This is a genomic window from Sorangium sp. So ce176, assembly GCF_051519835.1.
GTDB lineage: Bacteria > Myxococcota_A > Polyangia > Polyangiales > Polyangiaceae > Sorangium > Sorangium cellulosum_G.
Window position 1 is genome coordinate 7,512,069 of the sequence record NZ_CP150371.1, and the last position, 23,588, is coordinate 7,535,656.

The 23,588-nt window shown below is 71.1% G+C and carries 19 protein-coding genes; 8 read left to right on the forward strand and 11 right to left on the reverse strand.

Translation table 11 applies throughout. The features are described 5' to 3' along the window. Positions 1 to 200 precede the first annotated feature (200 nt). The 7 genes from glmU (at position 201) to WMF42_RS28180 (ending at position 7,829) form a co-directional block, all read left to right on the forward strand. Positions 201 to 1,562, forward strand: coding sequence for a bifunctional UDP-N-acetylglucosamine diphosphorylase/glucosamine-1-phosphate N-acetyltransferase GlmU (gene glmU / locus WMF42_RS28150; RefSeq protein ID WP_437685958.1), 1,362 nt, complete (start codon positions 201 to 203; stop codon positions 1,560 to 1,562). 232 nt (positions 1,563 to 1,794) lie between these two features. Beyond that, the gene (locus WMF42_RS28155; protein ID WP_061609451.1) at positions 1,795 to 4,710 is read left to right on the forward strand and encodes a monovalent cation/H+ antiporter subunit A; all 2,916 of its coding nucleotides are present in this window, start codon (positions 1,795 to 1,797) and stop codon (positions 4,708 to 4,710) included. After that, complete coding sequence (locus WMF42_RS28160; RefSeq protein WP_061609452.1) at positions 4,711 to 5,055, forward strand: Na+/H+ antiporter subunit C; 345 nt, start codon at positions 4,711 to 4,713, stop codon at positions 5,053 to 5,055. After that, positions 5,052 to 6,710: a monovalent cation/H+ antiporter subunit D gene (locus WMF42_RS28165; protein ID WP_061609453.1), complete on the forward strand. Its 1,659-nt coding sequence runs from the start codon at positions 5,052 to 5,054 to the stop codon at positions 6,708 to 6,710. Before WMF42_RS28160 ends, WMF42_RS28165 begins: the two co-directional genes overlap by 4 nt. Then, a complete protein-coding gene (locus WMF42_RS28170) occupies positions 6,707 to 7,204 on the forward strand; it encodes a Na+/H+ antiporter subunit E (RefSeq protein ID WP_061609454.1) in 498 nt (165 codons plus the stop codon). Before WMF42_RS28165 ends, WMF42_RS28170 begins: the two co-directional genes overlap by 4 nt. Then, on the forward strand, positions 7,201 to 7,479 hold the full coding sequence (locus tag WMF42_RS28175; RefSeq protein WP_434041689.1) for a K+/H+ antiporter subunit F: 279 nt from the start codon (positions 7,201 to 7,203) through the stop codon (positions 7,477 to 7,479). The genes WMF42_RS28170 and WMF42_RS28175 overlap by 4 nt, the downstream gene beginning before the upstream one ends. Further along, positions 7,476 to 7,829 (forward strand): Na+/H+ antiporter subunit G, encoded by a 354-nt coding sequence (locus tag WMF42_RS28180; protein WP_061609456.1) that lies wholly within the window; start codon positions 7,476 to 7,478, stop codon positions 7,827 to 7,829. The genes WMF42_RS28175 and WMF42_RS28180 overlap by 4 nt, the downstream gene beginning before the upstream one ends. Before the next feature lie 14 nt (positions 7,830 to 7,843). On the opposite strand, the gene WMF42_RS28185 is transcribed toward WMF42_RS28180, so the two are convergent. The 11 genes from WMF42_RS28185 to WMF42_RS28235 all read right to left on the reverse strand — a co-directional run bounded on the left by WMF42_RS28185 (position 7,844) and on the right by WMF42_RS28235 (position 22,367). Then, positions 7,844 to 8,809, reverse strand: a complete 966-nt coding sequence (locus WMF42_RS28185) for a universal stress protein (protein WP_061609457.1) — start codon at positions 8,807 to 8,809, stop codon at positions 7,844 to 7,846. Between the two features lie 2 nt (positions 8,810 to 8,811). Continuing rightward, positions 8,812 to 9,498: a GTP cyclohydrolase II gene (gene ribA / locus WMF42_RS28190; RefSeq protein ID WP_061609458.1), complete on the reverse strand. Its 687-nt coding sequence runs from the start codon at positions 9,496 to 9,498 to the stop codon at positions 8,812 to 8,814. 201 nt (positions 9,499 to 9,699) lie between these two features. Beyond that, entirely contained in the window at positions 9,700 to 10,215 is a 516-nt protein-coding gene (locus tag WMF42_RS28195; protein ID WP_061609459.1) for a sirohydrochlorin chelatase, read from the reverse strand. A gap of 59 nt (positions 10,216 to 10,274) precedes the next feature. Then, a complete protein-coding gene (locus tag WMF42_RS28200; RefSeq protein WP_437685963.1) occupies positions 10,275 to 12,077 on the reverse strand; it encodes an acyl-CoA dehydrogenase in 1,803 nt (600 codons plus the stop codon). Positions 12,078 to 12,328: 251 nt separating this feature from the next. Further along, entirely contained in the window at positions 12,329 to 13,417 is a 1,089-nt protein-coding gene (locus WMF42_RS28205; protein ID WP_437685965.1) for an alpha/beta hydrolase family esterase, read from the reverse strand. Positions 13,418 to 14,115: 698 nt separating this feature from the next. Beyond that, on the reverse strand, positions 14,116 to 14,316 hold the full coding sequence (locus tag WMF42_RS28210) for a hypothetical protein (RefSeq protein WP_437685967.1): 201 nt from the start codon (positions 14,314 to 14,316) through the stop codon (positions 14,116 to 14,118). A 43-nt stretch (positions 14,317 to 14,359) separates the two neighbouring features. Further along, positions 14,360 to 17,644, reverse strand: coding sequence for an efflux RND transporter permease subunit (locus tag WMF42_RS28215; protein WP_437685969.1), 3,285 nt, complete (start codon positions 17,642 to 17,644; stop codon positions 14,360 to 14,362). Next, on the reverse strand, positions 17,641 to 18,906 hold the full coding sequence (locus WMF42_RS28220; RefSeq protein WP_437685971.1) for an efflux RND transporter periplasmic adaptor subunit: 1,266 nt from the start codon (positions 18,904 to 18,906) through the stop codon (positions 17,641 to 17,643). The genes WMF42_RS28215 and WMF42_RS28220 overlap by 4 nt, the downstream gene beginning before the upstream one ends. Positions 18,907 to 19,093: 187 nt before the next feature. Further along, entirely contained in the window at positions 19,094 to 19,789 is a 696-nt protein-coding gene (locus WMF42_RS28225; RefSeq protein ID WP_437685973.1) for a hypothetical protein, read from the reverse strand. 174 nt (positions 19,790 to 19,963) lie between these two features. Further along, positions 19,964 to 20,749, reverse strand: a complete 786-nt coding sequence (locus WMF42_RS28230) for a hypothetical protein (RefSeq protein ID WP_437685975.1) — start codon at positions 20,747 to 20,749, stop codon at positions 19,964 to 19,966. A 454-nt stretch (positions 20,750 to 21,203) separates the two neighbouring features. Continuing rightward, positions 21,204 to 22,367 (reverse strand): hypothetical protein, encoded by a 1,164-nt coding sequence (locus WMF42_RS28235; RefSeq protein ID WP_437685976.1) that lies wholly within the window; start codon positions 22,365 to 22,367, stop codon positions 21,204 to 21,206. Positions 22,368 to 22,800: 433 nt separating this feature from the next. Here WMF42_RS28235 and WMF42_RS28240 point away from each other — a divergent pair, with 433 nt between their 5' ends. Then, the gene (locus WMF42_RS28240) at positions 22,801 to 23,484 is read left to right on the forward strand and encodes an HAD family hydrolase (RefSeq protein WP_437685978.1); all 684 of its coding nucleotides are present in this window, start codon (positions 22,801 to 22,803) and stop codon (positions 23,482 to 23,484) included. Positions 23,485 to 23,588 lie beyond the last annotated feature (104 nt).

Sequence of the window (23,588 nt, forward strand, 5' to 3'; positions counted from 1 at the left end):
GGTAGACTATTCCGCTCCAGGTGGTAGGCCCTTCGTGCCCGTGTGGTGGGCGGGACCGTGACCCGGCGCGCATTCTCCACGCTCACTGCACGGCGGTGGGGACGGCGGCGGGCCTGACGGTGGTAGGCTGCGCGGCGATGGCGACCGCCCAACAAGCCCCGTTCACCGCAGTCGTTCTCGCCGCCGGCCAAGGCACGCGCATGAAGAGCGCCCGACCGAAGGTGCTCCACGAGCTCTGCGGCCGGCCGATGCTCCACTACGTCGTCGACGCGGCCATCGCCGCCGGCGCCTCGGACGTCGTTGTCGTCGTCGGCCACGGCCGCGACGAGGTCTCCGCCACCCTCGACAGGGCGTTCGGCGCCCGGGGGAAGGCCGTCCGCACCGCGCTCCAGCCCGAGCAGCGCGGCACCGGCGACGCGGTGCGCTGCGCCATGCCGCAGATCGAGGCGAGCACCGAGGCCGTCCTGATCCTGTGCGGCGACACGCCGCTGCTCGATCCGTGGCAGCTCACGCGGCTCCGCGAGGCGCTCGACGGCGCGCCCGAGGCGCCGATGGCGATGCTCACAGCGCAGGTCGCCGACCCCACGGGCTACGGCAGGATCTTGCGCGACGGCGCGGGCCGCGTGATCGGCATCCGCGAGCACAAGGACGCGACCCCCGAGGAGCGCGCGATCGCCGAGGTGAACCCCGGCGTCTACCTCGCCCGCAGCGCCTTCCTCGGGCGCGCGCTCGCGGGGCTCACGACCGACAACGCGCAGGGCGAGCTTTACCTGACCGACATCGTCGCACAGGCGGCGAAGGCCGGCGGCGTCGCGGCTGTCGTGGCCAGGGACGTCGGCTCGCTCGTGGGCATCAACGACCGCGCGCAGCTCGCCGCGGCCGAGGAGGTGCTCTACGGCCGCATCGCCGACGCGCTGCGCCGGAGCGGCGTCACGATCAGGACGAGCGCCCGCGTCGACGCGGGCGTGGCGGTCGAGCCGGACGCTGTCATCGAGCACGCCGTCGTGCTGCGGGGCCAGACGCGCGTCGGCGCGGGCGCGCGCATCGACGTGGGCTCGGTGCTCACGGACGTCGTCGTCGAGGCGGGCGCCTCCGTGAAGCCGTACACGGTCGCCTCGCAGTCGTCGATCGGCGCCGGCGCGCAGATCGGGCCGTTCTCGCACCTCCGCCCGGACAGCCAGATCGAGGCCGACGCGCACATCGGCAACTTCGTCGAGACGAAGAAGACGGTTGTCCGCAAGGGCGCGAAGGCGAACCACCTCGCCTACCTCGGCGACGGCGACATCGGCGAGGGCGCGAACGTCGGCGCCGGGACGATCTTCTGCAACTACGACGGCTTCCGGAAGCACCGGACCGAGATCGGCCCCGGCGCCTTCATCGGCAGCGACTCGCAGATCGTCGCCCCGGTGAAGATCGGCGCGGGCGCCTACGTGGCGACGGGCACGACCGTGACCCGCGACGTGCCGGAGGACGCGCTCGCGATCGGCCGGGTGAAGCAGGAGAACAAGGAAGGCTACGCCGCGAGGCTCAAGGCGCGGCTGAAGGACGCGGCGAAGAAGTAGCGGGCGTGGGCGCGCGACCTCCGGCCCCGGGCCGTCGAGGTCGCGCGGCACGTCGAGAACCGCGGGAACTCCTGTTCGAGCTCACGGTCTCTTCCGCTTGACAGCTTTTGTCGGCGATCGGGTTTCCTCTCGTCACGACACCTCTTCGCAGCGACGAGCTTTCTTGTGCTTGGCCGCGCCCCTCCCACCTTTTGGCTGAAACTGGTGCGGTCAGCAAGTACACTCGCGCGCCATGCCCGTGGTCGCCCTGCTCCTCTTGCCATTTCTCGGGAGCGTGCTCACCGCGCTCCTGCCGACGCGGGCGCGGTCCGAGCTCGCGGCTTGCGCAGGGCTCGTGTCGGCCGGCGCGGCGGCCTGGGTCATCAGCCTGTTCCCGCGGGTGCGTGACGGGGGGGTGATTCGCGAGAAGATCTCGTGGGTGCCTTCGCTCGGCCTCGATCTGGTCCTCCGGATCGACGGGTTCGCGTGGATGTTCGCCGTGCTCATCACCGTCATCGGCGCCCTCGTCTGTCTGTACGCGCGCTACTACATGTCCCCCGAGGATCCGGTGGCGCGCCTGTACGCGTTCTTCCTCGCGTTCATGGGCGCGATGCTGGGCGTCGTGCTCTCGGGCAACCTCGTTCAGCTCGTCGTCTTCTGGGAGCTCACGAGCCTCATTTCGTTCCTGCTCATCGGCTACTGGTATCACCGGGTGGACGCGCAGCGGGGCGCGCGCATGGCGCTCGCCGTGACCGGCGCGGGCGGGCTCGCGCTCCTCGGAGGCGTGATCATCCTCGGCCACATCGTCGGCAGCTACGAGCTCGATGTGGCCCTCGCCTCGGGCGACCTCGTGCGGGGACACCCGCTCTACCCGGTCGCGCTCGTCCTCATCTTGCTCGGCGCGCTCACCAAGAGCGCTCAATTCCCGTTTCACTTCTGGCTGCCGCGGGCGATGGCCGCGCCGACGCCGGTGTCCGCCTACCTGCACTCGGCGACCATGGTGAAGGCGGGCGTATTCCTGCTCGCGCGGCTCTGGCCGGTGCTGTCGGGGACCGAGCTGTGGTTCTGGATCGTCAGCGGCGCGGGCATGACGACGCTCCTGCTCGGCGCGTACATCGCGATGTTCCAGAACGATCTGAAGCGCGTGCTCGCCTACTCGACCATCAGCCACCTCGGCCTCATCACGCTCCTCTTCGGGCTCAACAGCTCGCTCGCCGCCGTCGCCGGCGTGTTCCACATCATGAACCACGCGACGTTCAAGGCCTCGCTGTTCATGGCCGCGGGCGTCGTCGACCACGAGACCGGGACGCGCGACATTCGTCGCTTGAATGGCCTGATTCGCTCCATGCCGCACACAGGCGCGCTGGCGCTCGTGGCGAGCGGCGCGATGGCCGGCGTGCCGCTGCTCAACGGCTTTCTGTCGAAGGAGATGTTCTTCGCCGAGACGATGTTCCTGTCCGCGCACCCCTCGGTGGAGGTGTTGCTCCCCGTGGCGGCGACGATCGCGGCGATCTTCGCGGTCGTGTACTCGCTGCGCTTTGGATACGACATCTTCTTTGGCCCGCCGTCGACCGATCTCCCTCGCCAGCCGGAAGAAGCCCCGCGGTGGATGCGGATACCGATCGAGCTCCTGGTGCTCAGTTGCCTCATCGTCGGCGTCGCGCCGACGATCTCCATCGGGCCATCGCTCGCGGCGGCGGCCCGCCCCGTGGTCGGCGGGACGCTCCCCGAGTACAGCCTCGCCATATGGCACGGCTTCAACCTGCCTTTCGTCATGAGCCTCGTCGCCATCTCAGGCGGCGTCGTCGGGTACCTCTGGCTGCGCAAGCACCAGGAGCAGGGGCGACTCCAGGCTACGCCCTTCCTCGAGCGGCTCAACGCGAGGCGGCTGTTCGAGAGCGCGCTGCTCGGGATCACGCGCCTGTCGCGAAGGGCGCTTCGGCTCGCCGGAACTCGACGGCTCCAGACGCAGATGTTCACGATCATCTCTGTCGCGCTCCTCCTCGCGCTCCTCGCGGCGCGCGGCGTCCCGCTGGAGTGGGGCGACCGGGACCGGCTCCCCGCGTCGCCTGCGTTCGTGCTCCTGTGGGTCATCGGCGCTGTCTGCGCGGTCGGCGCTGCCGTGATGGCGAAGTTCCACAGGCTGATCGCGATCACGTTGATGGGCGGCGCGGGCCTCGTCACCTGCCTGACGTTCATGTGGTTCTCGGCGCCCGACCTCGCCCTCACGCAGATCGTCGTGGAGATCATCACAACCATCCTGCTTCTGCTCGGGCTGCGCTGGTTGCCGATGCGCATCCAGGGGATCTCGAGGCCTGTCAGGGCCCGCGACAGGGTGCGGCGCGCGCGCGATCTGCTGCTCGCGATCGGCGCCGGCAGCGGCCTCGCCGCGCTCTCCTATGCCATGCTGACCCGGCCGGCGCCGCACAGCATCTCACCGTTCTTCCTCAGCCGCGCGCTGCCGGAGGGAGGAGGCGCCAACGTCGTCAACGTCATGCTCGTCGACTTTCGCGCCTTCGACACGCTCGGCGAGATCACGGTCCTCGGCGCGGTCGCGCTCACTGTCTACGCCCTCCTGCGCCGCTTTCGACCGCCGCCGGAGAGCATCGAGCAGCCCCAGCAACAGAGGGCCTTTCCGGCCGACGTCGTCACCGACCTCGTGAAGCCGCGCACGGCCGAGGACGCCGCGCGCGGATACATGATGGTGCCGGCGGTCATCGCACGCCTGCTCCTGCCGGTCTCCGTCGTCGTCGCGGCGCACTTCCTCCTTCGCGGGCACAACGAGCCGGGCGGCGGCTTCGTGGCCGGCCTCGTCGTCGCGATCGCGATGCTCATGCAATACATGGTCTCGGGGGCGCTCTGGCTGGAGGCGCGCGCGCGCCTCCGCCCGGCGCGCTGGATCGCCGTTGGACTGCTGCTCGGGGCGACGACGGGCCTCGGCGCGCTCGCCGTCGGCTATCCCTTCCTCACGACGCACACCGCGCACGCCAGGCTGCCGCTGGTCGGCGAGGTACACCTGCCGAGCGCCACCTTCTTCGACCTCGGCGTGTTCGCTGTCGTCGTGGGGGCGACGCTCCTCACCCTCACGGCGCTCGCCCACCAGTCGCTGCGCGCGCACCGGCGGCCAGCACAGGGCCCAGCGTCGTCGACGAGCAGGGGCACGAGCTAGATGGAAGCCCTTCTCGCGCTCGTCATCGGTGTGCTCGGCGGATCCGGGATCTGGCTCGTGCTGCGTCCGCGAACCTTCCAGGTGATCATGGGGCTCACGCTGCTCTCTTACGCGGTGAACCTCTTCATCTTCAGCATGGGGAGCATCTTCGTCGACAAGCCGCCGCTCGTGCGACCTGGCGTGCCCGCCGATCTCCAGCACTACACGGATCCGATGCCGCAATCCCTCGTGCTCACGGCCATCGTGATCGGCTTCGCGACCACGGCGCTCTTCCTCGTCGTGCTCCTCGCTTCGCGCGGCTTCAGCGGCACCGACCACGTGGACGGGACGAGGGAGGGGCCATGACCGAGCGCTTCCCGCACCTCATCGTCGCGCCCGTCGTGCTGCCGCTGATGACGGCGGCCCTGTTGCTTCTGCTCGGCGAGAAGCGCAAGCGCGCCAAGTCGATCGCCAACACCGGCGCGGCCCTGGCGGGCCTCCTCGTGGCGCTGGAGATCCTGCGCAGCGCCGTGGCTGGCGGTCCGCCCGGCGCCGTCGGCGTGTATCTCATGTCGAACTGGGAGGCGCCTTTCGGGATCGTGCTCGTCGCGGACCGGCTCTCCGCGCTCATGCTGGTGCTTGTCGGCGTGGTGAGCCTCTGCGCGGCCCTGTACGCGGAGGCCGCGTGGGGTCGCGCGGGGGCGTACTTCCATGCGCTCTTCCAGATTCAGTTGATGGGGCTCAACGGCGCCTTCCTCACGGGAGACCTCTTCAACCTCTTCGTGTTCTTCGAGGTGATGCTCGCGGCGTCGTATGGCCTGCATCTCCATGGATCGGGGTGGCCGCGGGTGCGCTCGGGGCTCCACTACATCGCGGTGAACCTGCTCGCGTCGTCGCTCTTCCTCGTCGGCCTCGCCGTGCTCTACGGCGTCATGGGCACGCTCTCCATGGCCGACATCGCCGAGAAGCTCGCGCTCGTCCCGGCGCGCGATCGCGGGCTCCTGCACGCAGGCGCGGCGGTCCTCGCCGTGGCGTTCCTCATCAAGGCGGCGATCTGGCCCCTCAACGCCTGGCTGGTGCCGGCCTACTCGGCCACGAGCGCGCCAGTCGCGGCGCTCTTCGCGCTGATGACCAAGGTGGGCATCTACGTGCTCGTGCGCTTGTGGACGCTGTTCTTCTCGGCGGGCGCTTCAGCGCAGTTCGGGGGGACAGTCCTGCTCTACGCGGGGCTCGCGACGATCGCCTTCGGCGCCATCGGCGTCATGGCCTCCATGTCCCTCGGGCGCATCGCGGGCTTCTCGGTGATCGTGTCGTCGGGGACGCTCCTCGCGTCGCTCGGGATGGGCACCCCCGCGGTGACGTCGGCGGCCCTGTTCTACATGCTGAGCGCCACGCTGGCGGTGAGCGCTCTCTTTCTCCTCGTCGAGCTGGTGGAGCGCATCGGCTCCGATGGACGGCGGCGGGGGCCGGACCTCGACGTGGAGCCGGGCGAGGACACCAACCTCGACGACGAGGAGGCGCCGCTCGTCGCCCGAGCGTTTCCTGTGTCCATCGCGTTGCTCGGCCTGGCGTTCATGGTCTGCGCGCTGCTCGTCGCAGGGCTGCCGCCGCTCTCGGGCTTCGTCGCGAAGGCCTCGTTGCTGACGGCCCTCCTGTCGCCCCGGGGGGGCGGCGACGCGAGCGCCGGCGCCCCCGTCTCGCCCGCCGCGTGGATCCTCTTCGGGCTGCTGCTCCTCTCGGGGCTCGCGGCCACCATCTCCCTCGCGAGGGCGGGCATTCGACACTTCTGGTCCACGAGTGGGCGGCTCCCGCCCCGCTTGAAGGTCGTCGAGGCCGCCCCCGTCCTCGGCCTCGTTCTCTGCTGCATCTTGCTCACGGTGTTCGCCGAGCCGGTCCTGCGCACCACGAGCGCGACAGCCGCGGGGCTGCACTCGCCGACGGCGTACATCGAGGCCGTCCTGTCGACGAGGCCTCGTCCGGGACCGACGCGCCCCGTGATCGAAGAGGGGGGGGCGCCGTGACCCTCGTCGAGAAGCTCGTGCCCGCGCCGCTGCTGTCCGCCGCCCTGTTCGCGCTGTGGCTGGCGCTCGCGCGCTCCACCAGCGTGGGCCAGATCGTCCTGGGGCTGGGGCTCGCGCTGGCGGTGCCGCTCCTTACCTCGACCCTGCGACTGACGAACGCCCGGGTGCGGCGACCGCTGGTCGTCGTGCGCTTCATCCTGAGGGTCGGCTACGACGTCTTGCGTTCGAATTTCGAGGTCGCCTGGGGCGTTGTCGCATGGCGCTGGCGGCGACCGCAGTCGAGGTTCGTGATCGTGCCCCTCGAGCTGCGCGACCCCCTCGGGCTGGCCGCGCTGTCCATGGTGACGACCGTGGTTCCGGGCACCGTGTGGTCGGAGCTCGCGCTCGATCGCAGCGCGCTCTTGCTGCACGTGTGGGACGTCGGGGACGAAGGCACCTTCGTCGCCCGCTTCAAGGCTCGCTACGAGGAGCCTCTCAGGGAGATCTTCGAATGAGCGCACTTCTGTCTGGCGCGATCGCCTTCGCGCTCGGCTGCTACGCCGTCGCGTCGGTCCTGGTGGTCATCAGGCTGATCCGGGGGCCGCGGGCGCAGGATCGCGTGTTCGCGCTCGACCTGCTCTACTTCCACGCGATGCTGGTCATGATGGTGCTCGGGATTCGCCACCGGAACGACACGTACTTCGAGGCCGCGTTGCTGATCGCGCTCTTCAGCTTCGTGAGCTCATCGGCGATGGCGAAGTTCATCCTGCGCGGGGAGGTGATCGAATGAACGAGCTCCCCCTCTGGGTCGAGGCGGCGGTCGCCGCGCTGCTCGTGTTGAGCGGCCTGTTCGTCGTCATCTCCGCGCTCGGGTTCCTGCGCCTGCCAGACTTCTTCCTGCGCATGCACCCCCCTGCGCTGGCGTACACGTTCGGCAGCTGGTGCGTGACGCTGGCGAGCATCCTCTACTTCTCGATGATCGAGTCCCGGCCCGTGCTGCACACGTGGCTCATCATCATCATGCTCTCCATCACGGTCCCTGTGACCACGCTGCTCCTGGCGCGCGTGGCGCTGTTCCGCCGCCGCGCCGTGGGAGCAGCCGACACGCCGCCTCCGCTCACGCTACGCCGCGACTCCTGAGGCAGGACGCAGGCTCATGCGGGCTCCTCGGCGCCTGCCCGAACAGGCACGACCAGCACGTCGCAGGCGACCTCACGCAGCACGTCTCCAGCGACAGTCCCGAGGATGACGTGAGCGACCCCGGAATAGCCGTGGGTGCCGAGCACGAGGAGGTCGCTGTCTGCCTTCTTGACTGCCTTCTCGATCACGAGCCGCGCGGAGCCGCATCGAACATGCGTCTTCCAGGGCGGCGCCTCGGCTGGCCGCACCTTGGCCTGCGCGAGCGAGGCAGCGATCAGCTTCGCGATCTGCTGTGTCGCCGTTTGCCCGAGCTCGTTGCGCCACTCCTCTGCGTCTTCCTCCGAGAGGCTGGGATAGATGACGCCCCGATACGGCGTGTCGAACGCATGGATCACCGTGGCACGCGGCCGCGGGGCCGGAATCAACCGGAGCATCAGGGCGAGCACCTCGGTGGAGCCTTGCTCGAGGTCGAGGGCGACAGCGGGCCGGCTGTACGCCGCGCGAGGAGCCAGCCGGACCGCCAGGACCGGGAGCTGCCCGCGGCGGATGACGCGCTCCGCTGTCGAGCCGAGAAAGGTGTCCCGGAGCGCGCGGCTGCCGCCACGGCCCATGACGATGAGCTCGGCGCTCGTCGAGGTCGCGCAGTCGGCGATCTCCGCGGCCGGGCTGCCGACCTTCACCACCGTTTCGACGTCGACGCCCCTGGGTAGAGTTTTTGCAAGATGCCGCGCCTCGCCCACGAGCGATTTTCTGGCATCCCGCTCGGCGCGGTCTTGAGCCCTGACGGGGAGGTTGCCGGGAACGACGTGGAGCAGCGTGACGCGAGCGCCGTCGGCCAGAGGCAGAAGCGCGACGCGGCCGAGGACGCGGTCCGAAATCGCCGTCAAATCGACGGGGACGAGCAACGAGTGGAAGCGCTGGGCCTCGCTCGTCTCGGGCTGCCCTTCCCCTGCCCCCGGCTTCTCCAGCCCCTCGGTCATTGCTACTCGGCGTCGCTGACCGCGGCGCTCTCGGCGGCCGCGCCGTCGCGCAGCGACGGGATGGTGTGGCCCATCCGGAGGCGCTTCGCCTCGAGGTAGGGCGCGGAGAACGGGTTCGCCGGGACGATCGCCGGCGAGCGCGAGGAGATCCGCACGCCGAGCGCGCGGAGCGCCTCCACCTTGTCCGGGTTGTTCGTGAGCAGCCGGATCGACTCGATGCCGAGGTGGTCGATCATCGCCGCGGCGGGCTCGTAGCCGCGCGCGTCGTCGGGCAGGCCGAGGATGCGGTTGGCGTCGACGGTGTCGTGGCCGAACGCCTGGAGCTGGTACGCGCGGATCTTGTTGGCGAGCCCGATGCCGCGCCCCTCCTGCCGCAGGTAGAGGACGACGCCGAGCCCGCGGCGGCCTATCTCGGCCTGGGACGACTCGAGCTGCTCGCGGCAGTCGCACTTCAGCGAGCCGAAGACCTCGCTCGTGAGGCACTCGGAGTGGACGCGGAGGGTGACGTCCGACTTGCCGCGCACGTCGCCCATGATCAGGGCGACGTGGTCGGGGGAGAGCCCCTGGTCGGAGCTCACGGTCCCACCCCAGTGGAACACCAACATCTGGAAGACCCCGTGCTTCGTCGGCACGGGCGCCTGGGCGCGAATATCGAGCTGAGGCCGGATCGCCGTCGTCGGGACGTACATCTCGCTCTCCTGGTGGAGGAATTCTGGGTCTCGTGTCAAGTAGGGAGCGGTGCGTCATGTACGTCCGCTGTCCCTGCCCTTGTACGGCCGCCCCTGAAGGCGGCGTCAATCAAGTAGCGTAACCACCGAACAGGGACAAGGTGAGCTCTCCAAGATGTTGCTCCGCGGACATACCGGGAACAACTGCGCAGCCCCGGGAGCCTAGCCGAGGTCCCGCGCGAGCTGGGCGGCGAGCAGGCGCGCGACCGCCGCGAGGTCGAAGGGCCAGGCGTAGCGGAGGGCGACGGACGGGTGCTCGGCGCGGAGCCGCGCGATCGCCTCGGGGATCTCCACCTCGGAGTGGACGCCGCCGGGCGTCGTCATCGACGGGATCACGGCGATCTCGTCCGCCCCGCGCTGGACGGCGGTCGCGACGGCCTCGGCCAGCGTCGGGGCGCAGAACTCGTTGTAGGCGACGAGGAGCTCGGCGCCGTCGAGCAGCGGCGCGAGCTCCGCGGCGAGGCGCTCGATGCCGGCGCGGTACGGGTCGTTCTCCGGCGTGCGCGGCCAGGCGCGGACCTTCGCCTCGAGCTCGCGCTCCTCCGGGCTCGGCGGCCCGCCCCCCGACGCCGCGCGCCGGCCCTCCAGCGCCTTGAGGCGCGTGACGAGCTCGCGCGGGCAATCCGCCGCCGGCGCCCCGTGCCCCACCAGGATCACGGCCCTCTTCGTGCGACCCATGCGACAGCTCCTCCCTGACGGCGCTCCGGCGCGCCGGCGTCACGCGGCGCGGGCGCGCCTCAGAACCACGCCGGCTGCATCCTCGCGTACGAGTCCTCGCCCGAGCGGCAGCGCGCCGCGAGCGCCTCGACGCGGGGCAGCTCGGTCGAGAACCAGTACTGCGCCGCGCACAGCTTGCCCTCGTAGAAGCCGGCGGGCGAGGCGCCCGCGGCCAGCCCTTCCCGCGCCGCCGCGGCCATCGCGAGCCATTGCCAGGCGACAACCACGGTGGAGGCGAGCTCCATGTAGTCCGCGCTGTGCCGCAGCATCCGCTCGACGTCGCCGCGCATCCCCGCCTCGGCGAGGTGCGCCGTCACCTCGTCGACCAGCGCCATGGCCGCGCCGAGGCGCTCGCCCCACGCGGGCTCGACCCCGGCGCGCTGCGCCTTGCCGATCGCCCGCTGGATCTCGCCGCCGAGCGCCACGAGCGCGGCGCCGCCCCCGGCCACGGCCTTGCGGCCGAGGAGGTCGAGGCCCTGGATCCCCGTCGTCCCCTCGTGGATCGCGTTGAGCTTCTGGTCCCGGAGCCACGCCTCCGGCAGGTACTCGCTCGAGTAGCCGTAGCCGCCGTGGACCTGGAGCGCGAGGGCGTTCGACTCGAACCCCTTCTCGGCCGGGAACGTCTTGGCGATCGGCGTGAGCAGGTCGAGCAGCCGCTGCGCGCGCGCCCGCTCCTCCGCGTCGGCCGCGTGGTCCGCGAGGTCGGCGTACATCGCGGTCGTTGCGACCAGCGCGAGGCTGCCCTCCACGATCGCCTTCTGCCGGAGCAGCATGCGGCGCACGTCGGCGTGCTCGATGATCGGCACCTGCGGCGCCTGCGGGTCCTTCGCGCCGAGCCGCCGGCCCTGCGGCCGGGCGAGCGCGTAGCCGAGCGCCTCCTGGTAGGCCGCCGAGGCGGTCGCCGTGGCGTTGACGCCCACCATGATGCGCGCCTCGTTCATCATCTGGAACATGTACGCGATGCCCTGGTGGGGGCTGCCGACGAGGTACCCGTGGCAGTCCCCGCGCTCGCCGAAGCTCATCGCCAGGCTCGGGAGCCCGCGCCAGCCGATCTTGTGGATCATGCCGGCGACCTCCACGTCGTTCGGGACGAGCTGGCCCGCCTCGATCCGCCGCTTCGGGACGGCGAACAGGCTCACCCCCTTGATCCCCTGCGGCGCGCCCTCGATGCGGGCGAGCGTGAGGTGGACGATGTTCTCGGTGAGGTCGTGGTCCCCGCCCGAGATGAAGATCTTCGACCCGCGGACGAGGTAGTGCCCCGCGTCGGTCTTCGCCGCGCGCGTCTGCACGTCGGCCAGGCTCGAGCCCGCCTGGGGCTCGGTGAGCGCCATCGTCCCGGTCCACTCGCCGGCGTACATCCGGGTCATGAACGTGGCCTTCAGGGCGTCGTCGCCGAACGCCTCGATGAGGTGCGCCGCGCCCGTCGTCAGGCCGAGGTAGCCGCACGCGCTCAGGTTGGCCGCCATCAGGTACGCGCCGGCGAGCGTCGCGACGACGAGCGGGAGCTGCTGGCCTCCCACCGCGGCGGGCCGCGTCGCGGTGAGCATCCCGAGCTCGACGAGCGGCCGGAAGACCTGCTTCAGCGCGGGGTGCACCGCGACCGCGCCCCCCTCGAAGCGGGGCGGCGACGCGTCCACCGGCCTGTACGTCGGGAACAGCACCTCGCGCGCGAGCCGCCGGCTGCTCTGGAGGTAGAGATCGAACGTCTCCCGCGCGTGATCGGCGAAATACGGGAGCGCGCAGAGGCGCGGGGCGTCGAGCACCTCGTAGAGGAGGAAGTCGACGTCGCGGTCGTTGAGCAGCGGGTTCTGCGGAGCGGTCATGGTGACTGTCGTCGGCCTCGACGCAAAGTAGGCGCGCACGACGCTGGATGTCGAGGGCCTGTCGCGGCCATGGGTCCGGCGAGCGTGCGCGGACGCGCGCCGGTGGACCGCGGCGGCGCGGCGGGCGGAGCCGCCTGCATCGCGGCGGCGGGCGTCGTCATCCGGAGGCGGCCCCCGTTCCCGTGCAGGCGAGGCGCCCCGAGCGCGGCGCTACGCGCGGGCGAGGGTCCCGCCCGCGGCGAGGACGTCGGTCAGAACTGCTTGAAGAACTTCCACGACTCGATGGGAATCCAGTTCGGATTGCCGTCGATGTTCGTGTGCCCGCCGCCGAAGGTGCACACCCGCGTCGGATGCTCCGGATCGCAGTCCTTGAAATCGAAGCAGCTGTACGCGCCGTTTGAAGTCGGGATGTTGTCCGGAATCGTGCAGCCGTTGTCTTCGGCCTTTTCGAGGGCGATGAACTTGGCCCCTCTCTTTTGACCCTCGTTGTTCACCCAGGGGCAAGTCCCGTCGGTCATGCCCGTCGTGTGCATCCAGGCGATGGGCTTACGTGTCTTTTCAGGCAACCAGATGTTGTAGTTGGCCGGGGCGATGCCCACGGCCGCACGGATCTCCGCCTGATGGTTCGTCGACAGCGAATAGGTGATCATCCCTCCGAAGCTGAAGCCGGTCGCGAACACGCGGGTCGTGTCGTAGCAGACATTTTCATTCATGAGCTCCATGATGTCGTCGAACAGCGCGTGGTCCTTCTCTTGCCACGTCGCACCGTCCGAGGAGGGGGCCACGAAGATGGCTTGCTCTCCGTCGGCCTCCAGCTGCGGCTTGAGAAAGTAGAAGTCTTGCCCCTCGACGTCTTGCCAGCGGCTGCCGATCCAATGTGAGGTATAGAACAGCCGGTAGGGCTTGTTCATGTCGTAGTTCTTGGGCATATCGACGTAGTACACGCGATTTTGGCCCGAACTCGAGATCGTATACTCCTTGGTCGTCAGCGTGGTGGCCTTGCCGCAGCCCGCGCTCGGCACAGGCGCGTTCCCCATGGGAATGGCCCCTTCGGGCCAGCCACCCGTGCCAGCACCGCCGCTGCCGGTCGGCTCGGCCCCGCCGCTCCCGCCGCTGTTGTCACCGCCGGTCCCAGCCACGGTGGTGCTGCTCGTAGAGGTCGCGCCGCCGCTGCCGCTCGTGCTGCTGCTCGTGCTGCTGACGGAGCTGGTCGCCGTCGCTTCGCCCCCTCCGCCCCCTCCGTCGTTGTTCGAGTCGGACTCGGCGGGGGCGCACGAGATCGCGACCCAACTCGCAAGGGTGGCACAAAAGGCGAGTCGACTGAACGTTTGATCTTGCATCACAGGTCTCCTACGTACCGGAATCAGGTGAAAAGGAAACAAAACGATTCGAGCGTGTCAGAGGCGACTCGCCACGCTCACCTCAGGTGACAGAACGTTCCTCACGGGATCCGCCTCCCTGGTAAAAGTGCCTCCCACCCGGCTCAGACGAGCTCCCGGACGGGGCCGATGTGATGACACCGGTGCGCCCGAGGAGCGTCTCAGCACGGCCCGCCGCAACATGGGTTCCCTCGCTCCCGAGCTTGCCATCCGGTCGCTTCGCCAGCATCGCCGGATCCTCGGCGAAATCATCTCCGGTGGACAGCACCCGGGATTTCACGACAGCCGTCGAACAAGCGAGGGGTGTCGTGTCCTCTGTTGGATCGCTCTTGGCAAAACGCCGATCACCATCGATCAGCGATCGCTTCCGCGACGACCGAGCGAACAGGATCGGTGTAAAAATCGACCGAATGGATCAAATTGACGAAGAGCTCGGTACTCAGGAGGACCCGAGCAAACCGAAACAAAAGGACGGCCCTCGACTGGAATGTGAACGCTCACATTGCAGGTGTCAATTCCAATCGACCGGCCCGCGGGCATCTTCGGGCCCGAGGGAGGACATGGCTGGCAGGGCTGCTTCGGAGCGCCGCGTTACGAGGGGTGGGCGCCGGACCGCGGCCATCGCCGGACTGCCCGACCACAATTGTGCTGCCAGCGTGTCATGTCGCCGCGGCCGATGCGGAAACCGTGCCGTCCGACTCCACGTCTCGTCGGTAGCGGGGCGTGCGGCAGTCGAGCTCGTGGACGAACAGGTGGGCCAAGAGGCTCGGATCGGCAAGGCGCCTGTCCATCGGGCGCTCGGGCAGCGAGGCGATCATCGCCGGTCCGCCGCTGCCCGCGATGGGCCAGACGATCTCCATGGGCCGCCACGCCGGGAACGCCGCCGGTGGAGGGAGGGCGCCGCTATGGCTGCGGCGTGGCCGGGTGCGCCGCGCTGGGGGGCGCGCCTCGCCCTGCGCGCCGCGTCCGGAGCCGCGCGACGCGGCCCTGCACGTCGTCGGCGAGCACGTAGAACGCCGGCACGACGAGGAGGCTGAGCGCCGTCGAGACGAGCAGTCCTCCGATGACCGCGGCGGCCATGGGGGCCCGGATCTCGGCGCCGGGGCCGAGCGCCAGCGCCGACGGTACCGCGGCCATCAACGTCGCGATCGAGGTCATCAGGATCGGGCGCAGCCGCACCGGGCCGGCGCGGAGCATCGCCGTGCGGGCGTCCATGACCTCCCCCGCGCCGCGCCCCCCCTCGCCGGGCGCTCCCTCGTGGGCCGCGCCTTCGCGGCGCGCTTCCTCATGCGCCGCGCCGCCGCGCCTCGCTTCTTCGTCGGTCGTGCGTCCGCCTTCGCGGCGCACTTCGATGGCGTGATCCACCAGGATGATCGAGTTCTTCTTCACGATCCCCATGAGCAGGAGGATCCCGATCATGCTGAAGATGTTCAGCGTCTGCCCGGAGAAGAGCAGCGCGAACGCGGCGCCGGCGATCGACAGCGGCAGGATCGTCAGCACCGTGACCGGGTGCAGGAACGAGTTGAACTGGGACGCCAGGACCATGTACGCGACAAGGATCCCGAGCACGAGCGCGAAGATGAGGCCGCCCATCGACTCGCGGAACGTCACGCTCGCGCCGCCCAGCACCAGGCGGTAGCCGGCCGGCAGGTCCCGCCCGAGCGCCTCGACCCGCGCGACCGCCTCGCCCTGCGAGTGCCCCGGCGCGACGTTGCCGAAGATCGAGATCGCGCGCTCGCGGTCGCGGCGCGTGATCGCCTGCAGCGCGGGGAGCTCCTCGTAGCTCACGACCGACGTCAGCGGGACCAGCGCCCCCGACGCGCTCCTCAGCTGGATGCGCGCGAGGTCCTCGGGCCGGCTCCGCTGCTCCGCGAGCAGGCGCGCGCGCACGTCGATGCGGCGACCGTTGTCGCTGTACTTGGCGATGCGCCCGCCGCCGACCAGCGTGTTCAGCGTCGTCGCGATCGCCTCGACGCTCACGCCGAGGTCCGCCGCGCGCGCCCGGTCGGGCGTGATGCGCAGCTCGGGCATGCCGAGCTGGTAGTCCGTGTCGAGGTCCACGACGAGCCCGCTCTGGGCGAGCTCGCCCCGGATGCGCTCGCTGTGCTTCGTGAGCTCCCCCCAGTCCGGGCCGCGGATCGAGAACTCGACAGGGAACCCGCGCTGCGCCGTGAAGCCCGACTGGGACATGTCCTGGACCACCGCGCGCAGGCCGGGGTAGCCGTTCAGCTCCTTGCGGAGCGCGCCCTGGAGATCGGCCTGCGACAGGGTCCGCTCGCCCGTCGGCATCATCGTGACGAACAGGATGCCCGTGTTCACGGCGCCCCCGCCGAAGCCGCCGACAACGGCGAAGACCCGCTCCACCGCCGGGTGCTCGCCCACGAACGCCTCGGCGCGCTGGAAGAGCCGGTCCGTCTCGTCGATGTCCGAGCCGACCGCCGTCTGCAGCCGGACGAGGAGCCGCCCCTGGTCCTGCGACGGGACGAACTCGGTCGGGAGCCGCTGCATGGTGACGATCGCGCCGGCGAACAGCAGCGCGCCGAGCAGGACGACCACGACCGGGAACCGGAGCGCGCGGGCGAGCGTCCAGCCGTAGCCGCGGGCGAGCGCCTCGAAGCCGCGGTCGACGAGCCGCCCGACGCGGCCCCGGTGCTCGCGCGAGACGTCGAGGATCTGCGCGCAGCGCGCGGGCGCGAGGGTGATCGCCTCCAGGTACGAGAGGAGCACGGCGATGCACAGGGTCACGCCGAACTGGAGGAAGAACCGCCCGACCACCCCCTCCATGAAGATGATCGGGATGAAGATCGCGACGACGGCGAGCGTCGCGGCGAGCGCCGCGAAGGTGATCTCGGCGGTGCCCTCGCGGGCGGCGCGGACGCGGTCCTTCCCCCCCTCGGCGTGCCGGTGGATGTTCTCGAGCACCATGATCGCGTCGTCGACGACGATGCCCACGGCGAGCGAGAGCCCGAGCAGCGTGAAGGTGTTCAGCGTGAACCCGAGGAAGTAGATCGCCGCGACAGTGCCCAGCAGCGACATCGGGATCGCCAGGACGACGTTGATCGTGCTCGAGAGCGACCCGAGGAACATCCAGCAGACGAGGGCCGTGAGGGCGACGGCCATGCCGAGCTCGAGCTCGATCTCGTGGACCGACTCCTCGATGAACTTCGTCGAGTCGAAGTTCACCCCGACCTCCATCCCCTCGGGCAGCGTCTTCTGGACCTCGGCGAGCGCGGCCCGGACCCCCTGCGCGACCTCGACGGCGTTCGACCCGCGCTGCTTCCGGATGCCGAGGCCCTGGGCGGGCTCGCCGTTCACGCGCGCGAGCCGGCGGACGTCCTCGAAGCCGTCCTCGATGAGCGCGACGTCCTCCAGGTACACCGTGGCGCGCGCGGACGACGGCGGCCCCGTCGGCCCGGCGGTCGCCGCGCCCGGCTGCGCGGCGGGGTTGCCCTCGCGGAGGACGATCCGCCTGAACGTCGCGAGGTCGAGCGCCTCGCCCATCACGCGCACGTTCACCTCGCGCCCCTCGGTCTCGAGCCGGCCGGCGGGGAGCTCGATGTGCTGGCGGCGCAGGGCCTCGGTGACGTCGGCGACGGTGAGCCCCTTGGCGGCGAGGCGGTCGGCGTCGATCCAGATGCGGACGTTGCGCTCGAGGTAGCCGCCCAGGCTCAGCTCGCCGACGCCGGGCACCGTCTGGAGCTTCTCCTTCAGCCGGTACCGCGCGACGTCGGCGATGAGCTGCGGGGAGAAGGGGCCGGAGAGCCCGACCCACATGATCGGCTGGTCCTCCGGGTTGCTCTTCGAGACGACGGGCGGGTCGAGGTCGAGCGGCAGGTTCCGCTGCGCCTGGGAGATCTTCGTCTGCACGTCCTGGAGCGCGACGTCGACGTCGCGCGAGAGGTCGAGCTCGATGGTCACCGACGCGCTGCCCTGGCGCGACGTCGACGTGATCGACCGGATGCCCTCGACCTGGACGGCCGCCTCCTCGAGCGGCTCGACGACGTCGTGCTCCATGATCTCGGGGGCGGCGCCCTCGAGGGAGGCGGAGATGGTGATGGTGGGGAAGTCGACGTCGGGGAACTGGCTGATGCCGATCCGCGACACGGCCACGAGGCCGAAGACGATGGTCGCCGCCATCAGCATCCAGGCGAAGACCGGCTTCCTGAGGCACGCTTCGGTGAGGTTCATGGCGCGCTCCGCGTCGAGCTGGCGGGAGAGGTCGGCGGCGTCGATCCGACCGGCGCCGCGTCGGCCGGCGCTGCCGGCGGCGTCGGCGCCTGGGGCGCGCCGGCGCCCTCGACGGCGCGCCCCGCGGGCTGGCCTCCGGGCGTGCTCCCGGGCGGCGCGACGCGGACCTGCGCCCCCTCGCGCAGCGCCTCCGCGCCGCGCACAACGAGGCGCTCGCCCACGGAGAGCCCCGACTTGACCTCGACGCGCCCGTCCCGCGTGCGCAGCCCCAGCGAGAGCACGCGCTCGCGCGCGGTGGTGCCGTCGACGACGTAGGCGAGGAACCCGCGCTCGCTCGGCCGCACCGCTGTCTGCGGGATCACCGGCGCGTCGCCGCTCGCGCCGACGGGCACGGTCACCTCGGCGAAGGTGCCGGCGCGGAGCAGCTCCTTGCCCTCGCCCTGCACCTCGCCTGTCACGGCGACCATGCGCGTCGTGGGATCGGCCGCGTCGGCGACGTGCGTCAGCTTCGCGCTGTAGGTGCGCGCGTCGCCCTTCACCAGGAAGCGCGCCTCCATGCCGGGGCTGACGCGCGAGGCCTCGGCGGCGGCGATCTGGAAGCGGAGCAGGAGCGGGTCGCGGCGGAGGAGCGTCGCGAGCACGGCGCCGACCGCCACGTGCTGGCCGGTCTGCACGGTGCGCGTCTGGATCTTCCCCTCGATGGGCGCGCGCACGTAGGCGTCGCGCAGGTTGAGGAGCGCCTGGTCGACGGCGACCTTCGCCTCGGCGACCTGCGCGGCGGTTGTCGCCGCCCTCGAGCGCCAGGACGCGACGTCTTCCTTGCTGAACACGCCCTCGGCGCCCTCGGCCTCGCGCCGCTCGAGCCCCGCGGACGCCTCGGCCTGCGTGGCGGTCATGCGGTCGAGCGTCGCGCGCGCCGCGCGGACGGCGAGGTTGTACCGGGCCGGGTCGATCTCGACGAGCACCTGCCCCGCCTTGACCTCGTCGCCCTCCATGAACCGCACCGCCTCGACGACGCCGGCGACGCGCGCTGTGAGCTGAACCTGCTCGAACGCCTCGACCGTGCCGACGGCGGGGATGGCGTACTCGACGCGCTCCGCGGCGACGGGCATGACCTCGACGGGGAAGCTCATCCCCTGCTTCCCCGGTCTCCGCCCCTGCTCGGGCGAGGCCTCCTCGCCCTTCTTGCAGGCCGGAGATCCAAGGACGAGGAGCGCCGCCACGAGGGCGAGCGCGGCGACGCGGATCGGTTGGAGCGCCATCGGGTTGGAGGCTTAGCGCAACTTCCGGACGAGCGCGCGTGCTTCGCGGGCCGGCCTGGCCGCGTCACGCGGGCCACAGGCCCTCCTCGGGAGGGCGCGGCCGCTCCGGAGGCGCGGCCGCTCCGGAGGCGAGCTGGAGCGCCGCCCGATGTCGGCGTGGAGCTCCTGGATGGCCGCGGGCTGCGCGCTAGTTGCAGGGAGGGCAGTCCCCGCCGCAGTCCGCGTCTTCCTCGTCGCCGTTCCGCCGGCCGTCGCTGCACGTGCGCGGCTGGCATATGCCAGCGAAGCACACGCCGCTCTCACAGGTCTCGTCACCCCGGCACTTGTATCCATCCGCGCACGGGTAGCAGCCGTAGCCGCAATCCACGTCGGTCTCGTTGCCGTTCTGCACCCGGTCGAGACATCTGTCCACCGAGCACACCCCGTCAGGCCCGCACACGCGCGTCACGCAGTCGTATTTGTCGTTGCACGGCTGGGTTATCCTGCACGGATCGCAGTGGCCGCCGCAGTCAGCGTATGTCTCCCCGATATCGGCGTCGAGCGTGCCGTTCTCGCACCTCGCGGGGACGCAGTTGCCGGCAGAAGAGCAGTGAAGCTCCGCGTCCGCGCAGTCCGCGTCGTACAGGCATTCAACCACGCTTCCATAGCCGTTACAGAATCCAGAGCCCGATGGCGCACGGGAGGGCGCCACGAACTTGTTGGCCGGCCCCGTCGGCTCGCAGACGTCGTCCGTGCACGGGTTGCCGTCGTCCAGCACGTCGTCCTTGTCGCGCTCGAGGACGCGTCGCCCGCCGTCACACAGGACGATCTCACAGTCGCCTCGATACTGGCTCCTCGACACCTCGAACAGCTCGAGCTCACAGGACCCTTCGACGCAGGCCACCTCCGCGCACCTCGGGTCCATATTGTAAGGCAATTCACAGTCCTTCGCGGATCTGCACTCCGGCGGCGGCTCGTAGGGCGGCGGCGGACTGTCCGAGCAAGCGAGCCAGAGCGACGCGACGATGAGCGCCACGAGAGCTGTGGCAAGACTTCTTCTATTCATAGCCCCTCATGGTCAGATACCCATACCGTCGATGTAGAGCGGGCAGGCGACGCAGAGGCCACCGCAGTCGACGCCTGCCTCGTCGCCGTTCATGACTCCATCGTCACAGGTCGCCGCGTGGCACACGCCGTCAGCGCACACGCTGCTCTTGCAGGCTCCGTGAGAGCTGCACCTCTTGCCGGGATCGCAGGCAGGGCACGACGGCGCGCCGCAGTCGACGTCGGTCTCCGCGCCGTTCTGCACGCCGTCGTGGCATGTGGGGAGCGCGCATTTCTTCGCCTCTGTGCAGACCCGATCGAGGCAGTCCTCCGGCGTCAGGCACCCCTGCCCCGCGGGGCACGGCTCACACGAGCCCCCGCAGTCGGTCGCCGTCTCCCCGAAGGGGGCGTCGAGATCCCCGTCCACGCACCACTGCGGAACACACCATCCATGCTGCGAGCACGCCACGGAAGCCGGATTGCCGCAATGTTCGTGCGTCAGGCACTCGACCAGATGTCCCTCGCCGTCGCAGCGCCCGGAGCTCTCCTCGGCCGTCCCCGCCGCTCTCGGGCGGTGCACGACGGCCCCGTGCGCGCACGCGTCGACAGTACACTCGTTGCCGTCGTTGAAGAGGTCGCTGTCGTCAGGCTGGGCGACCACCCGCCCTGACGCGTCACACTGGAGGGTCGTGCAGTCGCCGTGCCGCTGGTTCTGGAGCTGCGCCAGCAGGGCCAGCCTGCAGACGCCAGCGGCGCACACGGCCTTGCCGCACCGGGCATCCACGGGTCCGCGGCAGTCCCGGGTCGCCTCGCACGCCATGGCCTCACACTCGCCAGCGGGCCGGCACGCCCGCTCGCATCGATCCCCGTCCTCCTCCTCCGCGCCGGGCGCGCAGCAGCTCTTCTCCTCGGGATCAGGGCACCGGCAGCGCCCATCGATGCACGCCGCCCCTGTCTGCTCGGGCTGGCAGTCCTCCGTTGACGCGCACAGAGGCTCCCGCTCCACATCGACGTACGCGTCACCCGTGCAGGCCGCCCAGAGGACCCCCGCCACGAATACCGCGCAAGAGGCACACAGGTGCCGCTTCCACATGCGCGCCACGATACCAGGCCTGCTCGCCCCGGGGATCCCGGAGATCCTTGGCAGGCGTCAAATAACGCACGCAGATCGCATTACGATAACCGCCATCAAATTCTCCACCAGAGTGAACTATCACTCAGAAACGGAGACCGCGCGCACCGATCCCCGGAGCACGCCAGTGCGAGGGCGGGCGCTACCACCCGAAGGAGAGCACGGCGCCGGGGGCGGTCCCCACGGCCCCCACGCGGACCTTCGCCTCCGGAGCGAGCAGGAACCCCGCGGCCGCGGCGCCGCCGGCCGCCAGGCCGGCCCCGACGAAGGCGCCGGCGGCCAGGACCGTGAAGGTCCTCGCCCGCCCGTCGGCCTCGGCGTGGGCGTCGCAGGCCGGGAGCCCCGGCCGGCAACGGAAGACCTCCCAGCGCGCCCGGACGAAGGCGGCGTCCCGCTCGCCGGCCGCGTCGTTGGCCTCCGCGACAGCGACGCCCCCGGCGACGCCGAGGGCGACCGACGCGGCCGCGAGCCCGCCCACGGTCCACCACCGGAGCGCCGGATCGCGCGCAGGCCGAGGCGGCGCCGCGCTCGACGGAGCGGCCGCCTTGCCCGTCGGGGGGCGCGCAGGCGCCTCGGTGTCGGCGCGCCGGAGCACGAGCCATACGGTCCGCTCGCCGCCCGCGTCGACGGCGACAGGCTCCTCGACGCGCTGCCCGGCGAGCTGCGCGCCCACGCTGTGCTGGCCGGGAGCGACGTAGGCGGGGCGAGGGAGCGGGGAGACGCCGAGCTGCCGCCCGTCCACCAGCACGGCGGCGCCGGGCTCGCTCACGCGCACATCGATCGCCCCGACGTGCCGCCGCGCCTCCGCGAAGTTGGCGCGCGCCAGCTCGTAGCTCTCCTTGAAGCCCGGCGGGACCCAGATCCTGGGCGCCTCGGGGGTGCCGACCATCTCGAAGTAGATGGAGAGGAACTCCGCCGCCATCGGGAATTCGCGCAACCTGAACGACAGCATCCCCACCCGGAACGCGTCGGAGGCGCTCCTCGTGAGCCGCCACAGCGTCAGGTGGATGTCGCGCGCGTCCGCGATTCGCCCCTGGTCCACGAGCCGCTTCGCCTCGTCGAGCATCTCCTGCTCCGGCCCCGTCGGCGGCGGGCGCCGCGGGAGCGGCGCTGCCTTCGCCGGCGCCGGGCACGAGAGCAGCAGCAGGACTGCGGTGATCGGGATGTGCAGCGAGCGTCGCATGGCCTTGTCTCCGGGGACGCCACCTCGCGCAACGAGGGCGCCCTGCGCGGCGCCCGGAGGCCCGGCGTTCCCGGGCTCCGGGTCGAACACATGGATCGAGAGCTCGCCCACGCGATCTCCCACCCTCGACAGCCTCCCTTATCAGAGATCGCCGCGCGGTTGCGCCAGGAACATGCGCTCACGAAGGAACATGTCGCGCGAGCCACATGCATTACGTCGAGCGCGTCGCAATTCTCCAGGTCCTTGCATCCACGAGGGGAGACGCGCCCTCCTGGCAGGAACGATGAGGCGTCGGCCGACACGCGCCGGGTCTCCTGCGGGGCATTCGGATCATCCGGACCTGCGCCGTGGCGCCCGCGCCGGAGGAGCGGCCGCACCGGGACCGCGCGCGTCAGGCCGCGGTCCGGGTGGCCAGCCCCCCTGTCCAGGCGGCGCGCGCCGTATCCGGGCGAGCGCTCCCCCTGTCCGGGCGGCGCGGCCGTGTCCGGGTGCCGTGCGCCCCGCGCGCCGAGCTTCCGCGCTCGCCCTCCGCCGGCGCCGCATCTACCATGGGGACATGCGTCCCACCGTCCTTCTCTGGGATATCGACGGCACCCTGCTCTCCACCGGCGGCGCAGGACGGCGCGCCATGGAGCGCGCGTTCGCCCGGGTTGCGGGCCGGAGCGACGCGTGCGAAGGGTTCTCGTTCGCCGGCATGACCGACAGGGCCATCATCCGGGCGGGGCTCGAGGCGCTCGGGCGCGAGGTCACCGAGCCCGCGATCGACGCGCTGCTCGCGATCTACGTCGAGGTCCTCGCGGAGGAGATGTCGCTCGCGGACGGCACCCGGGTGCACCACGGCGTCCTCGAGGCGCTCGACGCCGCCGCCCGGCGAGCGGGGTGCGCCGTCGGCCTCGGCACGGGGAACGTCCGCGCCGGGGCGGAGGCGAAGCTCACGCGCGTCGGCATCTACGAGCGGTTCGCGTTCGGCGGCTTCGGCTGCGATCACGAGCGCCGCGACGAGCTCCTGCGCATCGGCGCGGCGCGCGGCGCGGCGGTGCTCGAGGCGCCGCTCGAGGCGTGCCGCGTCGTCGTCATCGGCGACACCCCCAAGGACGTCGCGGCCGCCCGGGCGATCGGCGCCGAGTCGATCGCCGTGGCCACCGGCACCTACACCCTCGCGGAGCTCGAGGCCTGCGCCCCGACCCACAGCTTCCGCGATCTCCGGGCGAAGGGCGTGCTCGAGGCGCTGCTCGGCTAGGCGGAGCGCCGTGCGGGCCGCGCCCGGGCCCTTCTGCTCGACGCTCCGCGTGCCTCGCTGTCGAGCTGTCCGGCGCCGGCACCTCATCGTCGCATCGAGGCAGC